Source organism: uncultured Ilumatobacter sp. (assembly GCF_963980585.1).
GTDB lineage: Bacteria > Actinomycetota > Acidimicrobiia > Acidimicrobiales > Ilumatobacteraceae > Ilumatobacter_A.
This window is the reverse complement of record NZ_CAXCAM010000010.1, coordinates 34,870-55,906: the sequence shown is the minus strand read 5'-3', so window position 1 is coordinate 55,906 and position 21,037 is coordinate 34,870. Positions and strand designations below refer to the sequence as shown.

Here is a 21,037-nt window from a genome sequence, read left to right as displayed (position 1 = left end):
TGGAATTGCTCAGCGCGCGCCGGGCTCCGCCGACGCGACATGCGGGAGTTCGACGACTGAGGACCAGAGCTCGTCCACCTGAGCCGCAAGGCTGTCGAAGGTGCCGGAGTTGTCGACGACATAGGTCGCCCGCGCAAGACGTTCTTCGCGACTGATCTGACTGTTGATCCGATTCTGCGCATCGTCTTCATCCATCCCGCGGTATTCCACAACGCGTTCGACGGCCAGCTCGTAGGGGATGTCGACGACGATCGTGGCGGCGAGCCCCTTGCGCGGGTTTTCGCCGAGCAGCGGGAAGTCGAGCACGACCACTCGGTCGGTGCCAGCGTTGAGATCGATCTGCCGCTGAATCTCGGCCTGCATCGCCGGGTGCACAATGCCATTCAAGTCGTCGAGGGCCGCCTTGTCGCTGAACACGATCGCGGCAACCGCGGCACGATCCAACGAGCCATCCTCATGAACGATCTGCGCCCCGAACCGCTCGGCCATTTGGTTGAGCACGGGGCTCCCGGGTGATTGCAGATCGCGAGCGATCTGATCGGCGTCGACAATCGCCGCTCCTCGCTCCGCCAACAGTTTCGACACGGTCGACTTGCCTGCTCCAATGCCCCCGGTGAGGCCCACAACGATCATGAAAACGAATACTGCCCGACTCCGAGGAGCCGGGCAGCATTCAGTTCATCAGAGCAGCGCCGAAGCGCCTGGTCTCACTCTGCTTCGGTTGCCTCTTCAGCAGCAGCTTCGGCAGGTGCCTCTTCAGCGGCGGGTGCCTCTTCGACTGCAGCTTCCGCCGGTGCCGCTTCAGGAGCAGCTTCGGCAGGTGCTTCTTCAGCGGCTGCTTCGGCAGGTGCTCCGTCGGCTGGCGCTTCGGTGCCTTCGCCTTCGCCGCCTTCGCCGTAGTACTCGGTCCATGCAGCTTCAGCCTCGGCCGATGCTTCACCCTGGACGTAGTTGCCCTCGGTGTCGACCTCGAAGTGCTCGCGGTACTCAGCAGCGAGCTCGCCACCTTCGGCGGCCTGCTTGATCGACAAGCTGATGCGACGACGTGCGAGGTCGAGATCGATGATCTTGACCCAGAGCTCTTCGCCTGGCGTGACGACCTGCTCGGGGCTGTCGACGTGGTGCGCCGACATCTCCGAGATGTGCACGAGGCCTTCGATGCCGTCGCCGACCTGAACGAACGCACCGAACTGCACAAGCTTGGTGACCCGACCGTAGACGAGCTGACCGACCTGGTGGCCTTCGGCGAATTCTTGCCACGGATCCTGCTGCGTTGCCTTCAGCGAGAGGCTGATGCGCTCGCGGCTGAAGTCGACGTCGAGCACCTGGACCTTGACCGGGTCGCCAACGGTGACGACGGAACCGGGGTGGTCGACATGCTTCCAGGAGAGCTCGGACACGTGAATGAGTCCGTCCATGCCGCCGAGGTCGACGAATGCACCGAACGACACGACCGAGGACACAGTGCCCTCGCGGACCTCGCCGACCTTGAGGTTCGTGAGGAACTGGTCGCGGGTCTCCTTCTGGTTCTCTTCGAGGTAGGCCCGACGAGAGAGGACGACGTTGTTGCGGTTCTTGTCGAGCTCGATGATCTTTGCGTGGACCTGCGTGCCGATATACGGCGCGAGGTCACGAACCCGACGGAGCTCGACGAGCGATGCGGGCAGGAAGCCACGCAGGCCGATGTCGACGATGAGCCCGCCCTTGACAACTTCGATGACCGGACCGGAGACGACTTCGTCGGCTTCCTTCTTGGCCTCGATGTCGCCCCAGGCACGCTCGTACTGAGCACGCTTCTTCGAAAGGAGGAGGCGACCCTCTTTGTCTTCCATCGTGAGCACGAGGGCTTCGACGATCTCGCCCATCGACACCACTTCGCCGGGATCGACGTCGTTGCGGATGCTGAGCTCACGGCTCGGAATGACACCCTCGCTCTTGTACCCGATGTCGAGCAGGACTTCGTCCTTGTCGATCTTGACGACGGTGCCGTTGACCATCATGCCGTCTTTGATCTCGACCATGGTGCCGTCGATCGCGTCGGCGAATGACATGCCGAGGTCGTCGGAGGTGATTTCGCGAGGTGTGTAATTGCCCTCGTCGTCGAAGGTTCCGAAGCCGGTATCGGCTGTGGCGGCCGGTGTGGCTTCAGGATTCTCTTCGATTGCCGGTTCGTCGGCAGGGGTGACGGGGGTGGTAGCTGTGTCGGACAAGGATTGCTCGTTTCGGATACGGATCTTGAGGTGAATGGATGAGTTGCAATAACGCGGGCAGGACCCCGAAATCGCAACTGTCAACGATACCAGCCCAGATTCCGTTCGCTCCCCGAACAGCCACCCATCTCCATGGGTCGCCAGACGACGTCGCGCTGCTCAGGGAGCCGTCGGATGCCTGGGGGCCGATGGGGGCGCGACCCGAGCGATGACCAGGAACTCCGGGGACTCAACCGTTGCAGGGCCGCTGCTGTAGGAACCAGGTTCGACGCTGCTGATCGAATCGATCGCGAAGCCATGAGCGGTGAGCAGCATGCGGAGCTCGCGGGGTGTGTAACAGCCGGTCCAGAGGTCGACGATTTTCCGTTCGCCCGACTCGGATCGGATCTCGGTGCGCTCGTGGCTGACGCCAGTTGCGGCATCGAAGTCAGCGTCTTCGTGGTACTTCACAGCGAAGTAGGCGTTGAACGCGCTCAGTGCCAGACGTCCATCCGGGCGGAGTGCCGCCGCCATCCCAGCGACCACAGCGGCATCCTCACCGTCGGCGGTCATCATCCCGAACGCTCCCTGGCACAGGCAGATCACTGCGTCGAACTCTTCGTGAAATCTCAGCATGCGGGCATCCCCCCGCTCGAACGTCGCGCCGTCCGGTGCGTTCGACTGCGCGATCTCGACGAACCGCTGGCTGATGTCGATGCCGTGTACGCCGATCCCACGCCGTGCCAGTTCATGGGCATGCCGTCCGGTGCCGCACCCTACGTCGAGCACGTGATCGCCCGACTGAAGCCCGAGCACTTCGATGACGTGATCGACCTCTTGCACCGTCCCCTTCGTGTGCGCGTACCGGTCGTACGCCGCCCCCATGTGCTCAGCCAGCGGCTCGAACCAGTGCCCGGTCACCTCGATATCCGGACGCGTGAGTGACGGCTCGCCCCGACCCCGACGTCACTCAGCCTTTCGCTGCGGCCCACGTGTCGCCCCAACTGACGTTGACTTCGAGTGGGACGTCGAGTTCGGCGGCATCGCGCATGATGTCGATGAGCAACGGGCCAACGGTGTCCTTTTCTTCGGGAGGGACCTCGACGAGAACTTCATCATGCACCTGCAGGATCAGCAGGCTGTTGTGCCCCTTCGACACCAACTCCTCGTCGATCCGCACGATGGCGACTTTGAAGATGTCGGCGGCGAGACCCTGGATGCCGGCGTTCATCGCCTGACGCTCCCCCGCCTGGCGCACGCGGAAGTTCGAGTTCATCAATTCAGGGATCGGACGACGACGACCGAACAAGGTCTCGGTGTACCCGCGCTCGCGTGCTTCGACGACCGTGCTGTCCATGTACGCCTTCACGTTCGGGAAGGCCACGAAATAGGCGTCGAGAATCGGCGCTGCCTCATCGACTGGAATGTTGAGGCGTTGTGCGAGGCCGTACGCCTCCATGCCGTAGGCGAGGCCGTACGACACCATCTTCGCCTTCGACCGCTGATCCACCGTCACCTCGGCTGGGTCGACGTCGAAGACTCGCGATGCCGTGGCGTTGTGGATGTCCTGGCCCGTCGTGAACGCCTCGATCAAACCCGGGTCAGCAGCAAGGTGGGCGATGCAGCGCAGCTCGATCTGGTTGTAGTCCGCGACGAGGAGCTCGGTGCCGGGCGATGGCACGAAGACCTTGCGGAACTGGCGCCCTTCCTCACTCCGGACCGGAATGTTGTGCAGATTCGGCTGGTCAGACGAGAGGCGGCCGGTACGTGCGACGGTCTGGTTGAACGTGGCGTGGATGCGGCCGTCGTCGGCCACCTCGTGCAGCAATCCCTCGCCGTAGGTGCCTCGCAGCTTGTCCACCTCGCGATGACGCATCAGCGGACCGAGGAACTCTGGCCACTCCGGCATCAACTTCTCAAGTGTTGACGCATCCGTCGATGGACCTGTCTTGTTCTTCTTGATCGGTGTCAGGCCCTTCTCGTCGTAGAGCAGTTCGCGCAGCTGCTTCGGCGAGTTGAGGTTGAGATCATCCTTGCCGGACACCTTGCGCAGCTCGACGACCAGCGACTCGACCTCTGCTTTCAGCTTGTCGTTCAACGCACGGAGTTCGTCGATGTCGACGCCGACACCGACATGCTCCATCTTCGCGAGCACGAGCACCAGCGGGTTCTCGATCGTGTCGTACAGCTCGGCCATGCCCTGCGCTTCGAGGCTGTCGTGGATCGGTCCCGCGAGGTGGTGGATGGCGAGCGCGTCTCGCCCCGCAACCTCAGCATCGCTCATCGACGTCCCATCGAGGTCGAGTTGGCCGGAGTTCGCGGCATCGGACGGGCGAGCGAACCGGGTGTACTTCTCGATGAGGTCAGGCAGGGCGTAGCGAGCCTCAGCCGGGTCGATCAAATATGCAGCGATTGCGGTGTCGAGCGTCAGACCCCGCATTTCGATGTCCAGCCCAAGCAACGAACGCATCAGCTCCTTGACATTGTGGCCGCGCACGCTCTGATGGGCGCCAAGCGCTTCACCGAGCGTTTCGTCGCCGAGCAGATCGGCCGGAATCCACGCGACCTCGGATGCTGACCCATCGGAGACGACCGCGACACCGGACAGGAATGAGCGTCCCGGTTCGCCGGTCCATGCAGCGTGGATATCAAGATGTTCCGCTGCAGCAACGAGACTCGCGGCATCGGCAGGAGACTCCAGCACGGTGATTTCCGCGACGATTTCCTGTCGCTCCTCTCCCGGCCCGAGATCGACGTCGCCACCGAGCGATGCCAGCGCGTCGGTGATGCGACCGCCGAGTGCCCGGAACTCCAAGAACTCGAACAGCCGCTTCATCTCGTCGGGGTTGGGTGATACACCAAGGCCAGTCGGCGTTGTCCGATCGTCGAAGTCGACATCGACCTGCTCGCCAGCGATTTCAGCTCGGAGCGGTGCATCGAAATGCAACAACATCAGGTCGAGGTTCTTGCGAGCTCGCTCTTCGTTCTCGATCAGATTCGACTTGAGTTTGGGCGTCTGCTCATCAACGTTGGCGAAGATGCCGTCGAGCCCGCCGTACTTGTTGATCAGTTTGGCTGCGGTCTTCTCCCCCACTCCGGGTACCCCGGGCAGGTTGTCGGAGTTGTCACCGCGTAACGCTGCGTACTGAACGTACATGTCGGGGGTGACGCCGGTCCGTTCCTCGATGCCCGCCTCGTCGTACAACGCGTAGTCGCTGACGCCCCGCTTGTTGTACATCACCTTGACGTGCGGGTCGCTGACGAGTTGGTAGCTGTCGCGGTCGCCGGTGACGATGATCACGTTCTCGCCACGATCGACCAGTGCCTTCGTCGCTGTGGCGATCAGGTCGTCGGCTTCCCAGCCCACCTCGTCGACGGTGGTGATGCCGAGTGCATCGAGCACTTCTCGGACCAGACCCATCTGTTGACGCAGGATGTCAGGTGCGGCCTCACGTTGCGCCTTGTATGCAGGCTCAGCCTTGTGCCGGAACGTCGGTTCAGGGCGGTCGAAGGCGACGAGAATCCCGTCAGGCTGCTGTTCCTTCAGGACGTACGCCAACATCGAGGTGAAACCGAAAACGGCGTTGGTGACCTGCCCGCTCGCCGTGGCCATGTCGGTGGGGAGCGCAAAGAACGCTCGGTACGTGAGTGAGTTCCCGTCGACGAGGAGTGTGGTTCCCATGGCGATTCTCCGTGTCGTTTCGTTGGCGTCGGATGCGGCGCTCGATGCGCCGTCAGTCGTCACTCGGACGGAGTGATCCGTCGAGAATGCGATCAGCGACATCGCGCATTCTGATTCGCTCGCTCATCGCGGTCTTCTGGATGAACTGGAACGCGTCGTTCTCGGTCATGCCGACCTCGTCGATCAGCACACCCTTGGCCCGCTCGATGAACTTGCGCGACTCGAGCTGTTCTCCGAGTGCATCAATCTCACCCGTGAGCGAGCGCAACTCGCGAAACCGCCCCATCGCCACTTCGATAGCCGGAACGAGGTCACTGCGTTGAAACGGCTTGACCAGGAACGCCAAAGCTCCGGCGTCGCGCGCTTGCTCAACGACTTCCTTCTGGCTGAATGCCGTCAACATCAACACGCCACAAATTTTCTCGCCATTGATGACCGCTGCAGCTTCAAGGCCGGTCATGCCCGGCATCTTGATATCGAGAATCGCCAGGTCAGGTTGCAGGTCACGAACCATGTCAATTGCTTGGTCGCCGCGACCGGTCTCGCCCACGACGTCGTACCCCTCTTCTTCGAGGGTTTCTCGGAGATCCATTCTGATGATGGCCTCGTCTTCGGCGATCACGACGCGCAACGGCATGAGATCAGTATGGACCACGCCGCGGCCAGAACCGAACTCAACCAATCATCTGGTCGAGGAGCTGGTCCTGGCGCTGTTCGAGGTCGACGATCTCCTCGACGACCTTTAGACGGTGCTTCGTCATGTTCGCAAAGTTGCCCTGCGCAGATCGGGCCTCGAACGACGATGACGCTGTCTCGGCGACCATAGCGCGGATCGCTTGGTCGTCAGCGTCCTCGCCGAGGTAGAGCAACTGTTCATCGATCAGCGCGAGCTCACTGCGCAACGTCTTGAGTCTTGATCCCACCTTGGAGAGTCGACGCTCGATCAGCCAGCTACCCATGCGAGGCCTGATCGTATGCCGCCGGTCGACCTCCCGCAGGGACACCGTCGCTGGCTCCGAACCGAGCAATCAGTCGTCACCGCGTCGCGGAAAACCGATCGCGGCCGCCATCGCCACGCTGGTCGGCCGGCACGCCGCACGCAGCTGAGCGCATGCATCCTCGCCGATTGCCGCGTAGGGCAGCACCGCTAGTTCGTCGGTGCGCTCCTCAATCCATTGACGACCGTCGCGACCCGCATCGGTGAAAGCGCCTTCAGCGTCAAGCCAGCCACGCGACCGAAGCGAGTCGTGCGCTGCTGCCCAATCGTCGTCGGTCCGCTGTCGCGAGCTCTTCAGCACATCGCCTGAGATCTCGCCTGCCGCAGCATGTGTGACCAGCGCTTCGCACCCGCTGAGTCCCTGTGCGGTGAGTGCGGCAATGTGGCCGTCACCCCGGAACTCGCGCAACAAGGTTTGCGCGTGCCAGAGCACGAGATGCGGTTCCTCCGGCCAGCCGAGCTGTGCGTGCCCCGCGAAGAGCGCCCGCCCCTCGGGACGTTCGCAAGCGGCTAACGCCGCAGTGCGTGCGATCGCCGCGGCAGGTTCGAGCGAGTCGATCATGTCGCCGGCCAAGCGGCGCATCATGCGATCGGCTGCGATCAATCGTGCTGCTGACAGCTGTTCCGGTGCGGCGGTCTCCCACGCTCCATCCATGCTTCGCTCGACGAATCCAGGATCGAAGTTGTAGAAGGTTGCCTTGACCACCTCGGCTCCGACGGCGCCCGACGCAGCGGCTCGCGACGCGAAATATCCCGAACCCCAGTCGTCGAAACCCAGCCGGGCGTATTCCTCGGCCGCTTCCGGAACGAAGTAAATCGCGCCATGAATCGGTTCCAGCGTACGCCACGTCCTGCGGCCAATCTGTGGGTCCATCGCCCACTCTCGCGAATCATCCGCAGGATCACGCGCTCGAAGTCGTTGAGCCGTGCAGACAAGTTGGGCGATGAACGGTTCAGTCCTTGCGGGTGTTCTCCTCGATTCGGAACAAGATGAGGTACACCTCCGAAAGCACACGGGCGAACAACACGTACACAAAGAACACCAACGGAGCAACCACGAGTCCCGCGACGACTGACCCGCCGCCCTGGCTTGCGAATGCCGCGAAGACGGCAAGCGACATGAGCGCGGCGATCACGATCCCAACAATGAAGATCAGCTTGATGATGCTCGGCGTGATGAACTCACTGAAGCTCAGGTCGAACAGGCGACCAAGAAATCCCTTTGACGATGACTGCGGCGAAGACGCCGGGGGTGGTGTTGGGGCTGTGGGCGGAAGTGGTGGTGGCTGGTTCATCCCCCAACCTTGTCACCTTGCGGGATGAGGGCCGTGGATCTGAAGGCGAGCCGGACGTTGCGTCTCGTCGCCCGACGACAGGTTGGTGGGCTGCCCGCTCTAAGTTTGGCTGATGCCCCTCGACGCGCTTCCCGCCGAATACATCGGTACCCTCTCCGCTCGCACGAATGACGTGGATCGGCCAATTGTCGCTGGCGGCCCGTTCGGCACGAAGGTCGTGGCGACAGTCTCCGGCGCCACGTTTGTCGGACCAAGGATCAACGCCGCCGCTCCCGCTGGCGTCGCCGCCGGCGATTGGCTCACCGTTCTTCCTGGCGGCGACTTCGCGCTCGATGTTCGCGCGTCCTTCCGCACAGACGACGGTGCAGACGTCTATGTCACCTACACCGGGTTCGGCACCCGCAATCCGGACGGCACGGCAAGCATCCGCACCGCCCCGCGTTTCGAGACCGGCGATGAGCGCTACGCCTGGCTCAACAATCTGTTCTGCGTTGCTGTCGGTTCGACGACGCCCGAGGGCGTCGAGTACGAGATCTACGCGGTCTGATCTGTCGCTGTTGTGAGACCGAATCCGTCAGCTGCTGATCTTGAGTGCAGACGCAGCGAGCTGACGTAACTTCGCCTTCTGCACCTTCGTTCCATTCGGACCGGGAGTCGTGGGGAATTCGTCGACGACAAGTACCCGAACCGGCACCTTGTATCGGGCGAGTTGATCCCGACAGCGTTCGATGGCAGCGGCTTCGTCGAAGTGTTCGGCACTGGTCGAGGCAGGGTCGTTATTCAGCACGACGAACGCGACGGGGCGTGCCCCACTCGGCATATCGACGGCAACCACTTGTGCAGCGACGACCTGGCTGTCATCCACGAGAACCGCCTCGATTTCCGTCGGGCTCACGAGAAACCCACCCAAGCGGAGCACGTCAGCCATGCGCGCGATGAATTCAAAGCCCCGGTCGCCGTTCGGCTCGGCGAGGTCGCCGGTTCGGAACCACCCGCTGTCTTGATGCTCGACCGTGAGGTCAACATCGACCCGCTCGCCGCCTTCGGCCAGATAGCCAGCGAACAGGCTCGGCCCGCGGAGTTGCAGTTCTCCGCCCACAATGCGGTACGAGGCGTCTGGCGATGCCATCGATCCGCCCGCTCGTGTGCGATCGGTGGCATCGCCGTTCGGGTCGCGCAACGTGAACAGGGCTTGTACTTCGCTCATGCCGTACAGGCCAGTGAGCGTCGCGCCGACCGCCGCAGCTCGTTCGACGATGCCGTCGAGACTGGTGTTAAAGCGGGCGTACCCACCGAGGCGGATCGACGACAGGTCAGCGCCATGTTCGAGGAGACGGTGGAACATGTCGTCGCTGCCGTTCACGCAGGTGACGGGTTCGGACTGAATCAACCCAGCGGTTCGGCCGAGTTCGAAATCAGTCACGATCACACGACTTCCTGCGGCCACTGCGGCCGTCAACGAACCGAGGCCGAACGTGCCGCACAACGGCATGACCGCCATCACCGTGTCGTCGGACCGATAACCCAACAGCGCTGCAGCATCAACCGCATGATCGGCAATTGAGTGCTGCCGATGGACCACCATCTTCGGGCGGCTTGTCGTGCCCGACGTCGTGAAGACGACAAACGCATCCTCGCGCCGACGTCTCCGTTGCATCGGCGCCGACCTGACCCAGAGGGAGTCGACGAAACCGTCCAGACCGAAGCCGTCGATCGTCTGAGCGCCAGAACGCTGCACGAGGTCAGTGACCTCGTCGTCGCTGTAACGAGTGTTGACCGACACGCCGAGGAAGCCACCCGCCGCACAGGCAAGCAGCAGCCGGATGTAGTCCGCGCTATTCGGCAATCGGAGCGCAACCCTGCTCCCAGGAGCCATACCTTGTTCGCCTAGCCACGTTGCCAGCCGGAGACCGTCGGCAGCAAGGTCCGGCGCCGAGACGCTGGTGCCGTCGTCGAAGTCCAGTCGAGAAGCTGAGCCTTCGAAGAGGGCGAGGACATCGCGTTCAGGGTCTGTCACATCGACCAGTGTCGCGCTGGTAAGAGGTGAGAGAGGAGGCGGGCAAAACGACGACGCCGATCTCTCGGTTCACTGGTGCCCCAGGCCGGACTCGAACCGACACTTGACGGTGTTTGAGAACGGGCCGAGGGTGTGCGTTGACCAGGGGAAACACTAAAACACCTGCTAGATAAGGGTGCGATTCAATCGTGTCGGGAGCTACGGGGGTCCGGTAGGGCGCTGAAAAGGGCGCAGCATCAAAACAGCCCCGCACCAGAACGGGACACGGACCAACCGAAGCCGAACGACGCCTCCTCAAACGGGACGGCAAACTCACGACCCGCTCAGAAATCATCATGTGGGACCGAGACACCAACGACGTTCTCGTCATCGCCCTCAAATCCGTACCCAAAAAAAGCGACCGCCCGCACAGGCGTCGATCAAGTCATAGAGAAGATCCTCAACCGAAGGAACGCCTACGGGCAATAAACGCCCACGCAGCGCCGAACGGGAAACCATGACGGCCTATTCCAAGAACGCAAGGAACAAGTTCACGGTGTCCTCATAATCCTGCGCCACTTCCGGGCACGCAGCCCAACGAGCGGTCTGCGTCGCCTCAATGCGTTCGACGTCTTCATCTGGGTCAAAGTCCTCGATCTGCTTCGCTACGAAGACCTCCCACTGGGCTTTGTCAGAGTCGAACTCGCAGCCGTGGCGCACAATGTCCTCGACGGCTTCTAGTTGATCGTCGTTGAGGTCTTCGCCAACGGAAAGTTCAGCTCGATACGCAGCGATGCCAGCATCGAGATCAGGTCCCGTGTCTGATCCGCAGGCTGCAAGAGTGGCAATGGCGAAAGTCCCTGACACGAGGCCAGCGAGCCGGGTCTTAGTCATGAGCATGATCCTGACGGCAGGTAGTACGTCACGATGCCGGTCAGTACCTCGGTTTGCGGACCAAGAAGGCACGCCCCATGGAATCCGCTGCCAGGTCCAGGAGGTGGCAAATCGGGCGGCAGCTCCTCACAGGCAACGCCAACATTGTCACGATCCAATCCTGCCACGTCTCCATAATACGGGAAGTAGAAGTCATGCCAGGCCCGGGCCTCGGGCTGGGTAGCGAAGTCCGAGCAGTTTCTTACGTCCCCCCGGGTTTAGGGGTGCCGTAGCTCCAGCAGACGGGACGACGCCGAAGACAACTGCCGCAACGAAGACCAGAAAGAAAGATCCCCAACGCCCACCGCTACTGCTCCGCACGCCGAGGACCGTGCCTCATCGTTGTCGGCAACCGGGCCACTTGTCAACCATCAGTCAGTACCTTTCCAGGCCAAGTAACAGAAGCCAAGCGTGATGACGACGAGCGTGAACCCCACCTGCTCCGCCATCATGGATAATCCATCACTCCTGAGTCCGTCCAGACTCAAAAACCGGCAGCCGACCCAAACATACCCCCGCCCCGACCAGTGCCAACGGGCCACCGGCGAGAACGGACAGAGTTCTCTCACGCCTCGTCGGCGGCGACGTTGGTGTCATCGTGTCGAGCCTGCGCCGTCAAGCTGGCGCTGGCTTCAACGTTCCCTGCAGGTTTGCTGAAAGTGCTCGAGGGAGTCCGGGGGCAGCGTTGTCAGTTGATAGATGTTTCGGACCCGAAGTGTTCGCAGTCTGCACCGTCTAACGGCCCTTGCCGTCATATCACTTTTTCGGATCGAAAAGGGCGCAGGGAGGGCGCAGAAGGTTTTCGTGTTCCGAGGGCTTTGCCCAGAAACCATGATCTAGCTGGTGTTTTTGGTGCCCCAGGTGGGACTCGAACCCACACTTGACGGTGTTTGAGACCGTTGCCTCTGCCAATTGGGCTACTAGGGCGTACTGTTGATCAGAGGATATCCGCACCGTCCGGCGAACCGTACGGCCGACCGACAGGTCGCGTCCCACTGAGCGAGTGGGAATTACTCCGCGGTAGCCGCACAAATCGTCGTCGCGCGTCTAACCTCGCCACAATGCTCGCCTTCACGTTCCCCGGTCAGGGGTCTCAACGCCCGGGGATGGGCCGCCCGTGGCAAGACCATGAGAGTTGGGAACTCGTCGACGAGGCTTCCGAAGTCGCCGGCCGCGACGTTGGCGCCTTGCTCTGCGACGCTGACGCCGACGAGCTCCGCGACACGCGCAATGCTCAGCTGACAACGTTCGTTTCGAGCTTGATGGTGCTCGATGCCACGGAGCGCCTCGGCTTGGAACCGAGCTTCTGTGCTGGCCACTCGCTCGGCGAGTACACCGCGCTGACTGCCACTGGCGCCCTCGGGTTCGACGATGGCGTTCGCCTTGTGACTGCTCGTGCCGCCGCAATGCACGACGCGGGGTTGGAACAGCCGGGCACGATGGCCGCCGTCCTCGGGCTTGATGATGACCATGTCGACGTGGCCTGCCGCCGCGCCGACTCTGACGTCTGGGTTGCCAACTACAACGCTCCAGGTCAGGTCGTCATCGCCGGGTCGCCTGCCGGCGTCGAGTCGGCGGGCGAGCATGCGAAAGAACTCGGTGCCAAACGCGTCATGGGGCTGCAGGTCTCGGGTGCGTTCCACACGCCGTTCATGACCGCAGCGCGTGATCGGTTGCGTGAAGCCCTCGCTGCAGCCCGTCCACGGGACACCGACGTGCCGGTGGTTGCCAACGTCGATGCCCTTGCCCACAACGAGGGATCCGTGTGGGCAAGCCTGCTGTCGGCGCAACTGTCGAGCCCCGTCCGCTGGAAGCAGAGTCTGCTCACTCTTTCCGGAGCTGGGGTCACCGACTTCGCTGAACTTGGCCCGGGCGGGGTCCTCACGGGGATGGCGAAACGCACCGTAAAAGATTCGCGGACCATCTCGGTTTCTACACCCGAGGATCTCGACAAACTGATCGAGTGGGTCGATGCTGGCTCCCCCACCGGTGCAGCGCAGCTCGACGGCGAGCACCTTTTTGCAACAGAACGCCTCGTGGTCAGCCCCGCGACCGGCGTCTTTCAGCCACTCGGAACCCTCGGTGAGGGATCACCGATCAACGTCGGCACCGTGATCGGGCACGTTGGCGAGCACGAAGTCCGATCCGCCTTCGCCGGCCTCCTCCAGAGCTACATCGCGGTCGACACCGAACGAGTGACCACTCGCCAGCCCATTGCCTGGCTCCGTACCAACTGAAGTCGCAGACACACTGAAAATTGGCCGGACACCCCCGGTCATCCCTGGAGGGATGAGATGCCACGAGTCAACCAAGGAGTACGAGGAGCGGTGATCACCGGCTGGGGTTCGGCGCTCCCACCAAAGGTCCTCACCAACCACGACCTTGAGGACATGTTTGAGACTGATCACGATTGGATCGTGGAACGGACCGGCATCCACGAACGACGTGTTGGCGGGATGACGTCGGACCTGTCGATCGAGTCCGGCCGTGCCGCCCTGGAGATGTCCGGCGTCGACCTTGATGCCATCGACGCGTTGATCCTCGCCACGACCACCCCAGATCGCTCCGTGCCCGCCACTGCCTCAACGGTGCAGGCTGCGCTGGGCCTCAACTGTGGCGCATTTGACGTGAACGCAGCGTGCTCCGGTTGGGTCTACGGACTCGTGACCGCCCACGGCCTCATTGCGATGGGCGCCGAAAAGGTCTTGCTGATTGGCACCGACACGTTGGCCCGCATTACCGATTGGACCGACCGCAACACCGCCATTCTCTTCGCAGACGGATCGGCCGCCACGGTGCTTGAGGCCGTCGACGGCCCCGGACAGATGCTCGGATGGGACCTCGACTCTGACGGCACGGCTGAACGACATCTGTACGCCGAAACGGGTGGAACCCTGCAGATGGAAGGCCGGGAAGTCTTCCGCAAAGCGGTACGCATCATGGTCGACTCAGCCACGAAGTCGATGGCCCACGCTGGCGTCTCGGCCGACGAGATCGCGCTCGTCGTTCCTCACCAAGCCAACATCCGCATTATCTCGGCATCCATTGATCGTCTGGGTATCCCGATGGAACGCACCTCAATCGTGCTCGACAAGACCGGTAACACGTCGTCTGCCTCGATCCCGCTTGCCCTCAATCGAGCACTCGAAGATGGTCGGGTCCGTGACGGCGATCTCGTCCTGTTCGTCGGATTTGGTGCCGGGATGTCGGCAGCGAGCGCCGTTGTTCGCTGGAACACGACCGATCCTGAACTGGTGCCCGAGAGTGGGGAGGCTTCCGCGTGACCGACTCGGCCACCACAACTTCCGGATCGGGCGAGCCGACCGGTCGGATCATCCTCATCACCGGCGGCTCGAGGGGCATCGGTCTCGCTTGCGCTCGGCGGTTCGCCGCCGATGGCGACCGCGTTGCGGTCACCTACAACTCTTCGCCGCCACCGGACGGGTTATTCGGCGTCAAGTGTGACGTCACGTCGACCGACGACGTCGACGCCGCTTTCTCAGCGGTCGAGGAGCACTTTGGCGGGACCGTCGAGGTGCTCGTCTCGAATGCTGGCGTCACCAAGGATGGCCTCCTCCTGCGGATGACCGAGGACGACTTCGCTTCGGTGCTTGATGCCAACCTCACCGCGTCGTACCGAGTCGCCAAGCGAGCCGCCAAGGGAATGCTCAAGGCGCGCTCCGGGCGCATCGTGCTCATGTCGTCAGTGGTCGGAATGCTCGGATCGGCTGGGCAATCGAACTACTCGGCGTCCAAGGCGGGACTTGTCGGGTTTGCCCGTTCGCTTGCGCGCGAGCTCGGGTCACGGTCGATCACCGTCAACGTTGTCGCTCCCGGCCCGGTCGCAACCGACATGACTGCCGCACTCACCGACGATCAACTCGCCAACATCACCAATGCGGTTCCACTCGGCCGCATGGCTGAACCCGAAGAAATTGCCGGCGCCGTCGCGTTCCTCACCGGTCCCGATGGCGCCTACATCACGGGCGCCGTCATCCCGGTCGACGGTGGCCTCGGCATGGGCCACTAGCGGCGAAGCCGCTGGTGGCCGACCTGTTCCCGTACAATCTCAATCAACACCCCAACAAACTGGAGACACTCCTGTGAATGAAGAACTGTTCGCCCGCTTCCGCAAGTGCGCCGTCGAGGTGCTCTCGGTCGAAGAATCCGCCGTCACCCTGGACGCCAAGTTCGGCGACGACCTCGACGCCGACAGTCTCGACCTCGTTGAGCTCGTGATGGCACTCGAAGAAGAATTCGACATCGCTGTGCCCGAGGAAGAACTCGAAGGCGTCGAGACCGTGCAGAACGCCTACGACCTCGTGGCTGGCAAGCTCTGATGTCGGGCGGCCGCAGGGTCGCCGTCACTGGCCTGGGTGTCGTCGCTCCGGCCGGCATCGGGGCCAGCAATTACTGGGACGGTCTGATCGGCCCGCCCGCTCCGGTTGGCCGGACCATCGTGTTCGACGATTGGGACGGCTCTCCCTACTTCGATGGGCCCAAGCAAGCTCGGCGAGCTGATCGCGTCGAGCAGTTCGCGCTCGCCGCAGCAGGCGAAGCTTTCGATCAGGTTGGCGGCGTTGACGCCGTCGCCGTCGACCCTGGGCGTTTCGGCACCATCTTCGCCACCGGCATCGGAGGGCTGCACACGCTCGAAGAGCAGATCGGCATTCACAACGAGAAGGGCCCGCGGCGAGTGTCGCCGTTCCTGGTGCCGATGATGATGGCCAACGCTCCGGGCGCGTCCATTTCGATGCGGTACGGGTTGCAGGGTCAAAGCGAAACCATTGTCACGGCCTGTGCTGCTGGCAGCCATGCGATCAACTACGCGGCGCGCCTCATCAAGTGGGGCATTCTCGATGCTGCTGTCACTGGTGGCTGCGAGTCGGCCGGAACCCCGACCGGGATCGCCGGCTTCGCGAACATGACGGCCCTGTCGTCCGCTGGTGTCAGCCGGCCGTTTGACGTCGACCGCGATGGCTTTGTCATGGGCGAGGGTGGCGCAGTGCTCATTCTCGAAGAATGGTCGGCGGCGGAAGCTCGTGGTGCAAACATTCTCGGCGAGATCCTCGGTGGCGCGAGCAATGCCGACGCGCATCACATCACCGCTCCGGCGCCCGGCGGCGTCGGTGCCATCAAATGTATTGAGCTGGCGCTTGCCGAATCAGGACTTGCCGCCGCCGACGTCAAGCAGGTCAATGCACACGGCACGTCCACTCCGCTGAACGACGCAGCCGAGGCTGCCGCAATCACCCAGGTCTTCGGCGCCCAGGCCGTTCCGGTCACATCGACCAAGGGCATCACCGGCCATGCGCTCGGCGCGGCGGGAGCGCTCGAGGCAGTCGCCGCGCTGCTATCGATTCAGAACGAGGCGATTCCCCCAACGGCGAACACCGTCAACGTCGACCCCGAGATGGACATCGATCTCGTGTTCGGCGCACCCCGCGCATGGGAACCAGGTCCGGTGGTCAGCACCAACTTCGGTTTTGGTGGCCACAATGGAGTCGTCGTCGTCGCTCCGGCCTAGACCCTTGACTGACGTGCGGCCTGCACAGGCGCTCAGCGGTCGGCAAAGACAAACATCAGGTCACAGCTGGTGGCCAGTTCGCCGTTGACCTTGGCTGTACCGGTGCCCTTGCCCGCACGGGCTGACATTCGACCAAGCTCGACCTCGATCACCAACTCGTCACCCGGCACGACCTGACGGCGGAATCGCGCCTTGTCGAGACCCCCGAAGAGCGGCAGCTTGGTAGTGAAGTCGGGGTGGGCCAGTACGGCGCACGCGCCGACCTGTGCAATCGACTCGCACATCAGCACGCCGGGCAGCGTCGGCCTGCCCGGAAAGTGCCCCGGGAAGAAGTACTCGTCTCCGGTTAATCGCCAGATCCCGGTCGCCGACACGCCCGGCTCCAAGGCAGTCAGCTCATCGACGAGCAGGAACGGCGGACGGTGCGGAAGCAGGTCGATCGGTGCAGGCAACGAACTCATCTGCGCATCTTGGCCCAGACGCGGAGCGCCGCCGGTGATCGAGCGGTAGCTCGACCACCGGCGGCGCCGTGTGGGATGTGTTGTTCTTCTCGAACCTCAGCTCAGGAGTGTGCTCGGATCAATGCTCGGCGGGACGAGCACGGCGTCGATCACGTGGATGACACCGTTGCTGGCCTCGACGTCGACGGCAATGACGTTGGCGCCGTTGACGGTCACACCGTTTTCGCCGGCGACGAGTTCGATCTCTTCGCCCTGCAGGGTGGCCACAGCGCCGGTAGCGACGTCGGACGACGGCACTTCGGCACCGAGGACGTGGTACGTCAGGACCGCCACGAGGGCGTCCTTATTCTCCGGCAGGAGCAGTGCGTCGACGAGGCCGGCGGGCAGTGCTGCGAAGGCCTCATCGGTCGGAGCGAAGACGGTGAACGGACCTTCGCCCGACAGCGTCTCGGCGAGCCCAGCGGCGGTAACTGCAGCGACGAGCGTGTTGAACGAGCCGGCCTCGACGGCGACGTCGACAATCGTGCCGACTTCCATCTCTTCTTCCATCGCCTCTGATTCCATCGCGTCAGCGACAAGCAGGGCAGTGGCGTCGATGCTCGGCGGGACGAGCACGCTGTCGATCACGTGGATGACACCGTTGCTGGCCTCGACGTCGACGGCAATGACGTTGGCGCCGTTGACGGTCACACCGTTTTCGCCGGCGACGAGTTCGATCTCTTCGCCCTGCAGGGTGGCCACAGCGCCGGTAGCGACGTCGGACGACGGCACTTCGGCACCGAGGACGTGGTACGTCAGGACCGCCACGAGGGCGTCCTTATTCTCCGGCAGGAGCAGTGCGTCGACGAGGCCGGCGGGCAGTGCTGCGAAGGCCTCATCGGTCGGAGCGAAGACGGTGAACGGACCTTCGCCCGACAGCGTCTCGGCGAGCCCAGCGGCGGAGACCGCAGCGACGAGGGTGTCAAACGTGCCAGCAGCGATAGCGACGTCGACGATCGTGCCGACTTCGGCTGCTTCGGCGGCTTCAGCTTCGGTGGTGGCGACGTCAGCGTCGTTGCCGTCGCTGCCGCAAGCCGTGAGTGCCAGAACACCGGCGACGAGGCCGGCTGCAAGGCGAGTAGTGGTGGTGCGCTTCATTGGGGGGACTCCTTGAGAGAGATGAATGCTGTTGTTCACGCCGCGTGTGCGACATTGATCTCTCTACGACGCCCGGCGAGTCCCGGATGAAGATTCTTCAAGAAACTTTGGATTCAGTCGTCGCCCGGGCGGCGGTCGACCTCGTTCGCCGGGTCCCCCGTCCAGCCCGGCGGGTAGGTCAGCGCCAACTCTGCCGGTGTCGGCGCGCGTTCCACTCGGGCCGCGTCGGGCAGTTCAGCCATGATCGCCTTCATGATGCGTTTGGTGTCGGCATCGACCGACTTGCCCTTCAATGCAACCGGCGCGCCGACGCTGACACGCACGATGGGCGGATCGGTGAGGTTCAGCATCTTCGGGCCGCGACTCGACCGCGGCCACACTTTCTCTGTGCCCCACAATCCGACCGGGATTACCGTGGCACCCGACATCTGGGCGAGCTGGGCAGCGCCCCAACGCCCGGTGAGCTTCGTCGTGAAGAATGCGGGGCCACGCGGAATGGTTCCCTCGGGCATCATCGCCACCATCTCGCCGCCTTCGAGCGCGTCGGCAGCTGCCTGAAGCGGCTCGTCCGAGCCCGTTCCCCGATCGACTCTGATGCCGCCCATTGCGGTCGCGATCTGTCCGACAACGGGAGCGTCGAAGACTTCCTTCTTGCCCAGGAATCGTGCGGTACGGCCACTCTTGCCGATGACGATCGACATCGCAGAGACGTCGAAGTAACTCCGGTGGTTGGCACACAGGATGACGGGCCCGTCTGCGGGGATGTTCTCGACGCCACTGATTTCGAACCGGGCGTAGGGGTACGCGGCCGGACGAGCCATTTGGAGCGCGAGCCGCTGCACCTCCAGGCCCACCACAGGGATCTTGACGACGCCGGGCGACACGTCAAGGTTCATCGTGGGCCATCGGCGAGCTGCAGCCATCAGCACCATGCGCGGATCAGGGTTGACGACCACCGGGTTGCCGACGGCGTCGAGCATCGGTGTGTCGTACACGCTGTCGGAGTAGGCGTAGCTGTGAGCGAGATCGATGCCATGTTCTTCGGCCCACGCCGTGATGGCTTCAAGCTTGCCTGCGGACCAGACGAAGGGTCCTTCCAGGGTCCCGTCGTAGTTTCCGTCTTCTCGCACGCGGTAACGCGTCGCGACCACATCGTCGAGTCCGAGTCGGTCGGCGAATGGTTTGACCAGGTCATAGGGCGTCGTGGTGGCGAGCACGATGGGCCGGCCAGCTGTGCGATGCATTTCGAAGGCCGCATCGGCAAACGGCTGCACCATGGCGACCAGACGGTCAGCTACCTGATCAGCGGCAGCGCTGACTGCCGCCTGGGAGTGGCCTTTGGCAAGCGTGACCGCCTGGCGTGCGAGCGCCATCGACGGCAACGTCTCGCCAATCGTGTTGAAGAGTCCGAACAGCAACTTTTCGCCGGGAAACGGCTTCGACGACAGTCCTGCCAAACGCATGGCGTCGGCGAAGACCTCCCCGGATGCTCCAGCGAGCAACGTGCGGTCGAGATCAAAGAACGCAGCGCCGTTGTGGGTCTCGACCGCACCGTCCGCTGGCTCGTGAAATGCAGTGCTGTTCGAGGATGCTGACACGCCGTCACTCTATGCTGGCGTGCAGATCAGGACCCGAAAAATGGGAAAGACCCGGATGGGGATCCGGGTCTCTCAACCTGGGAATGTCCGCTGTTGGGGGAACAGTTGTGGACTTCCCGACGAGTGGAACAATGGGGGGTGTTCTCACGTCGACTGTGTTACTTGTGAAAGTATGCACATGCGGAACGTGATCTGCCAAGAAGATAACTGAGATATCTGATATCTTTTTTTGCGATGGATGTCCGGCAGTTATCTACCTTGGTCGCTGTTGCTGACCATGGCACGTTCTCGGCGGCTGCGCGAGCGCTCTTCACCGTGCAATCCAACGTCTCCGCGCACATCGCTCGCCTCGAGAAGGAACTCGGGGTCACGCTGGTCGATCGACAACACGGCAAACTCACCGACGAGGGGGCTCGCGTTGTCGAACGCGCACGGCGCGTCCTCAACGAAGTTGATGACATTGTGGCCGACGTCGCGAGTCGCGACGCCGACATCTCCGGCCAGACGCGCCTCGGCGTCATCGGTACGACTGCGCGCTGGCTGGTGCCCCAGATGCTCGGTCGGCTCGGCACCGAGCACCCTGGCGTCCGCACCGTCATTCAAGAAGGCGCGACCTCGACGCTCATTCCCAACGTGCTGTCCGGTCACCTCAACGCAGCGCTCGTCCACCTCCCGATCGACGACCCAGAATTGGTCATCGAGCCGCTCTTCGCTGAGGACCTGTTCCTGCTCGCCAGTTCAAGCCACCCCCTCGCCGCGCACGAGACCATTCCGCTTCGCGACCTTGATCAGGTCCCGCTGCTGCTCCCCCCGATGGGTTCAGCGCTCCGCAAGGTGCTCGAACGCGCTGCGGCGGCGGCGGACATCACCTTGCGCGCCCAGGCGGAAATCGACGGCGTGCGTCTCCTGGCTTCGCTTGCCTTCGACGGCTTCGGCGCTGCCGTCGTCCCCGCCACGGCGGTGCCCAATTGGCTCACCGGAGCGTTTCGAATGATCAGCGTGCCCGAACTCCCGCGGCGTGTCGTCGCTTTTGTCAGGCGCCGCCGGCCGGGGCCCAACGCGCCGACGCAGGCCACCCTCGAGGTGCTTCAGGCACTCATTGCAGAACGCGGGCACCTGCAAGCCGGCGTCCATCCCGGCACCAGCGCAATCAATCCCCTCCGGACCGATTGAACACCTCCGACACCTCACTGCCGAAACTCTTCGGGTACAGCAGGTGAGC

General features: G+C 63.2%; 20 protein-coding genes, 1 tRNA gene and 1 pseudogene. 7 read left to right on the top strand and 15 right to left on the bottom strand.

Annotated elements, in window-relative coordinates:
• Positions 1-9: 9 nt before the first annotated feature.
• The 8 genes from coaE to ACH2DW_RS05205 form a co-directional block, all read right to left on the bottom strand.
• Positions 10-633, bottom strand: a complete 624-nt coding sequence (coaE, locus tag ACH2DW_RS05240) for a dephospho-CoA kinase (protein WP_394928661.1) — start codon at positions 631-633, stop codon at positions 10-12.
• A 74-nt stretch (positions 634-707) separates the two neighbouring features.
• The gene (gene rpsA / locus ACH2DW_RS05235; protein WP_394928681.1) at positions 708-2,051 is read right to left on the bottom strand and encodes a 30S ribosomal protein S1; all 1,344 of its coding nucleotides are present in this window, start codon (positions 2,049-2,051) and stop codon (positions 708-710) included.
• Positions 2,052-2,369: 318 nt separating this feature from the next.
• Positions 2,370-3,074, bottom strand: coding sequence for an SAM-dependent methyltransferase (locus ACH2DW_RS05230; RefSeq protein ID WP_394928680.1), 705 nt, complete (start codon positions 3,072-3,074; stop codon positions 2,370-2,372).
• 85 nt (positions 3,075-3,159) lie between these two features.
• Positions 3,160-5,871: a DNA polymerase I gene (polA, locus tag ACH2DW_RS05225; protein ID WP_394928660.1), complete on the bottom strand. Its 2,712-nt coding sequence runs from the start codon at positions 5,869-5,871 to the stop codon at positions 3,160-3,162.
• Positions 5,872-5,923: 52 nt separating this feature from the next.
• Positions 5,924-6,508: an ANTAR domain-containing response regulator gene (locus tag ACH2DW_RS05220; RefSeq protein ID WP_394928659.1), complete on the bottom strand. Its 585-nt coding sequence runs from the start codon at positions 6,506-6,508 to the stop codon at positions 5,924-5,926.
• Positions 6,509-6,545: 37 nt separating this feature from the next.
• A complete protein-coding gene (locus ACH2DW_RS05215) occupies positions 6,546-6,830 on the bottom strand; it encodes a hypothetical protein (RefSeq protein WP_394928658.1) in 285 nt (94 codons plus the stop codon).
• A 69-nt stretch (positions 6,831-6,899) separates the two neighbouring features.
• Positions 6,900-7,742: a hypothetical protein gene (locus ACH2DW_RS05210; RefSeq protein ID WP_394928657.1), complete on the bottom strand. Its 843-nt coding sequence runs from the start codon at positions 7,740-7,742 to the stop codon at positions 6,900-6,902.
• Positions 7,743-7,821: 79 nt separating this feature from the next.
• The gene (locus ACH2DW_RS05205; RefSeq protein ID WP_394928656.1) at positions 7,822-8,163 is read right to left on the bottom strand and encodes a DUF4282 domain-containing protein; all 342 of its coding nucleotides are present in this window, start codon (positions 8,161-8,163) and stop codon (positions 7,822-7,824) included.
• Between the two features lie 112 nt (positions 8,164-8,275).
• Between ACH2DW_RS05205 and ACH2DW_RS05200 the strand changes: the two genes are divergently transcribed.
• The gene (locus ACH2DW_RS05200; RefSeq protein ID WP_394928655.1) at positions 8,276-8,710 is read left to right on the top strand and encodes a DUF3237 domain-containing protein; all 435 of its coding nucleotides are present in this window, start codon (positions 8,276-8,278) and stop codon (positions 8,708-8,710) included.
• A 27-nt stretch (positions 8,711-8,737) separates the two neighbouring features.
• On the opposite strand, the gene ACH2DW_RS05195 is transcribed toward ACH2DW_RS05200, so the two are convergent.
• The 4 genes and pseudogenes from ACH2DW_RS05195 to ACH2DW_RS05180 all read right to left on the bottom strand — a co-directional run bounded on the left by ACH2DW_RS05195 (position 8,738) and on the right by ACH2DW_RS05180 (position 12,019).
• Positions 8,738-10,180, bottom strand: coding sequence for an AMP-binding protein (locus tag ACH2DW_RS05195; RefSeq protein ID WP_394928654.1), 1,443 nt, complete (start codon positions 10,178-10,180; stop codon positions 8,738-8,740).
• A gap of 504 nt (positions 10,181-10,684) precedes the next feature.
• Entirely contained in the window at positions 10,685-11,053 is a 369-nt protein-coding gene (locus tag ACH2DW_RS05190; RefSeq protein WP_394928653.1) for a hypothetical protein, read from the bottom strand.
• Positions 11,050-11,283: pseudogene (locus ACH2DW_RS05185) on the bottom strand (hypothetical protein); the annotation flags it as partial. The pseudogene ACH2DW_RS05185 and the gene ACH2DW_RS05190, both read right to left, overlap by 4 nt.
• A gap of 659 nt (positions 11,284-11,942) precedes the next feature.
• Positions 11,943-12,019 (bottom strand) — tRNA-Leu (locus tag ACH2DW_RS05180).
• A 134-nt stretch (positions 12,020-12,153) separates the two neighbouring features.
• On the opposite strand from ACH2DW_RS05180, the gene fabD reads away from it, so the two are divergent.
• The 5 genes from fabD (at position 12,154) to ACH2DW_RS05155 (ending at position 16,619) form a co-directional block, all read left to right on the top strand.
• The gene (gene fabD, locus ACH2DW_RS05175) at positions 12,154-13,329 is read left to right on the top strand and encodes an ACP S-malonyltransferase (RefSeq protein ID WP_394928652.1); all 1,176 of its coding nucleotides are present in this window, start codon (positions 12,154-12,156) and stop codon (positions 13,327-13,329) included.
• Between the two features lie 57 nt (positions 13,330-13,386).
• Positions 13,387-14,376: a beta-ketoacyl-ACP synthase III gene (locus ACH2DW_RS05170; protein ID WP_394928651.1), complete on the top strand. Its 990-nt coding sequence runs from the start codon at positions 13,387-13,389 to the stop codon at positions 14,374-14,376.
• Positions 14,373-15,122, top strand: a complete 750-nt coding sequence (gene fabG, locus ACH2DW_RS05165) for a 3-oxoacyl-ACP reductase FabG (protein ID WP_394928650.1) — start codon at positions 14,373-14,375, stop codon at positions 15,120-15,122. Before ACH2DW_RS05170 ends, fabG begins: the two co-directional genes overlap by 4 nt.
• A gap of 73 nt (positions 15,123-15,195) precedes the next feature.
• On the top strand, positions 15,196-15,432 hold the full coding sequence (gene acpP, locus ACH2DW_RS05160; RefSeq protein WP_394928649.1) for an acyl carrier protein: 237 nt from the start codon (positions 15,196-15,198) through the stop codon (positions 15,430-15,432).
• Positions 15,432-16,619: a beta-ketoacyl-[acyl-carrier-protein] synthase family protein gene (locus tag ACH2DW_RS05155; RefSeq protein WP_394928648.1), complete on the top strand. Its 1,188-nt coding sequence runs from the start codon at positions 15,432-15,434 to the stop codon at positions 16,617-16,619. Before acpP ends, ACH2DW_RS05155 begins: the two co-directional genes overlap by 1 nt.
• A gap of 32 nt (positions 16,620-16,651) precedes the next feature.
• Here ACH2DW_RS05155 and fabZ read toward each other — a convergent pair whose 3' ends face one another.
• The 3 genes from fabZ to ACH2DW_RS05140 form a co-directional block, all read right to left on the bottom strand.
• The gene (fabZ, locus tag ACH2DW_RS05150; protein WP_394928647.1) at positions 16,652-17,080 is read right to left on the bottom strand and encodes a 3-hydroxyacyl-ACP dehydratase FabZ; all 429 of its coding nucleotides are present in this window, start codon (positions 17,078-17,080) and stop codon (positions 16,652-16,654) included.
• A 96-nt stretch (positions 17,081-17,176) separates the two neighbouring features.
• Positions 17,177-18,217, bottom strand: a complete 1,041-nt coding sequence (locus ACH2DW_RS05145; protein ID WP_394928646.1) for a fasciclin domain-containing protein — start codon at positions 18,215-18,217, stop codon at positions 17,177-17,179.
• 113 nt (positions 18,218-18,330) lie between these two features.
• Positions 18,331-19,815: an HAD-IB family hydrolase gene (locus tag ACH2DW_RS05140; protein WP_394928645.1), complete on the bottom strand. Its 1,485-nt coding sequence runs from the start codon at positions 19,813-19,815 to the stop codon at positions 18,331-18,333.
• Positions 19,816-20,049: 234 nt separating this feature from the next.
• Here ACH2DW_RS05140 and ACH2DW_RS05135 point away from each other — a divergent pair, with 234 nt between their 5' ends.
• The gene (locus ACH2DW_RS05135; protein ID WP_394928644.1) at positions 20,050-20,988 is read left to right on the top strand and encodes a LysR family transcriptional regulator; all 939 of its coding nucleotides are present in this window, start codon (positions 20,050-20,052) and stop codon (positions 20,986-20,988) included.
• Positions 20,989-21,037: the final 49 nt, after the last annotated feature.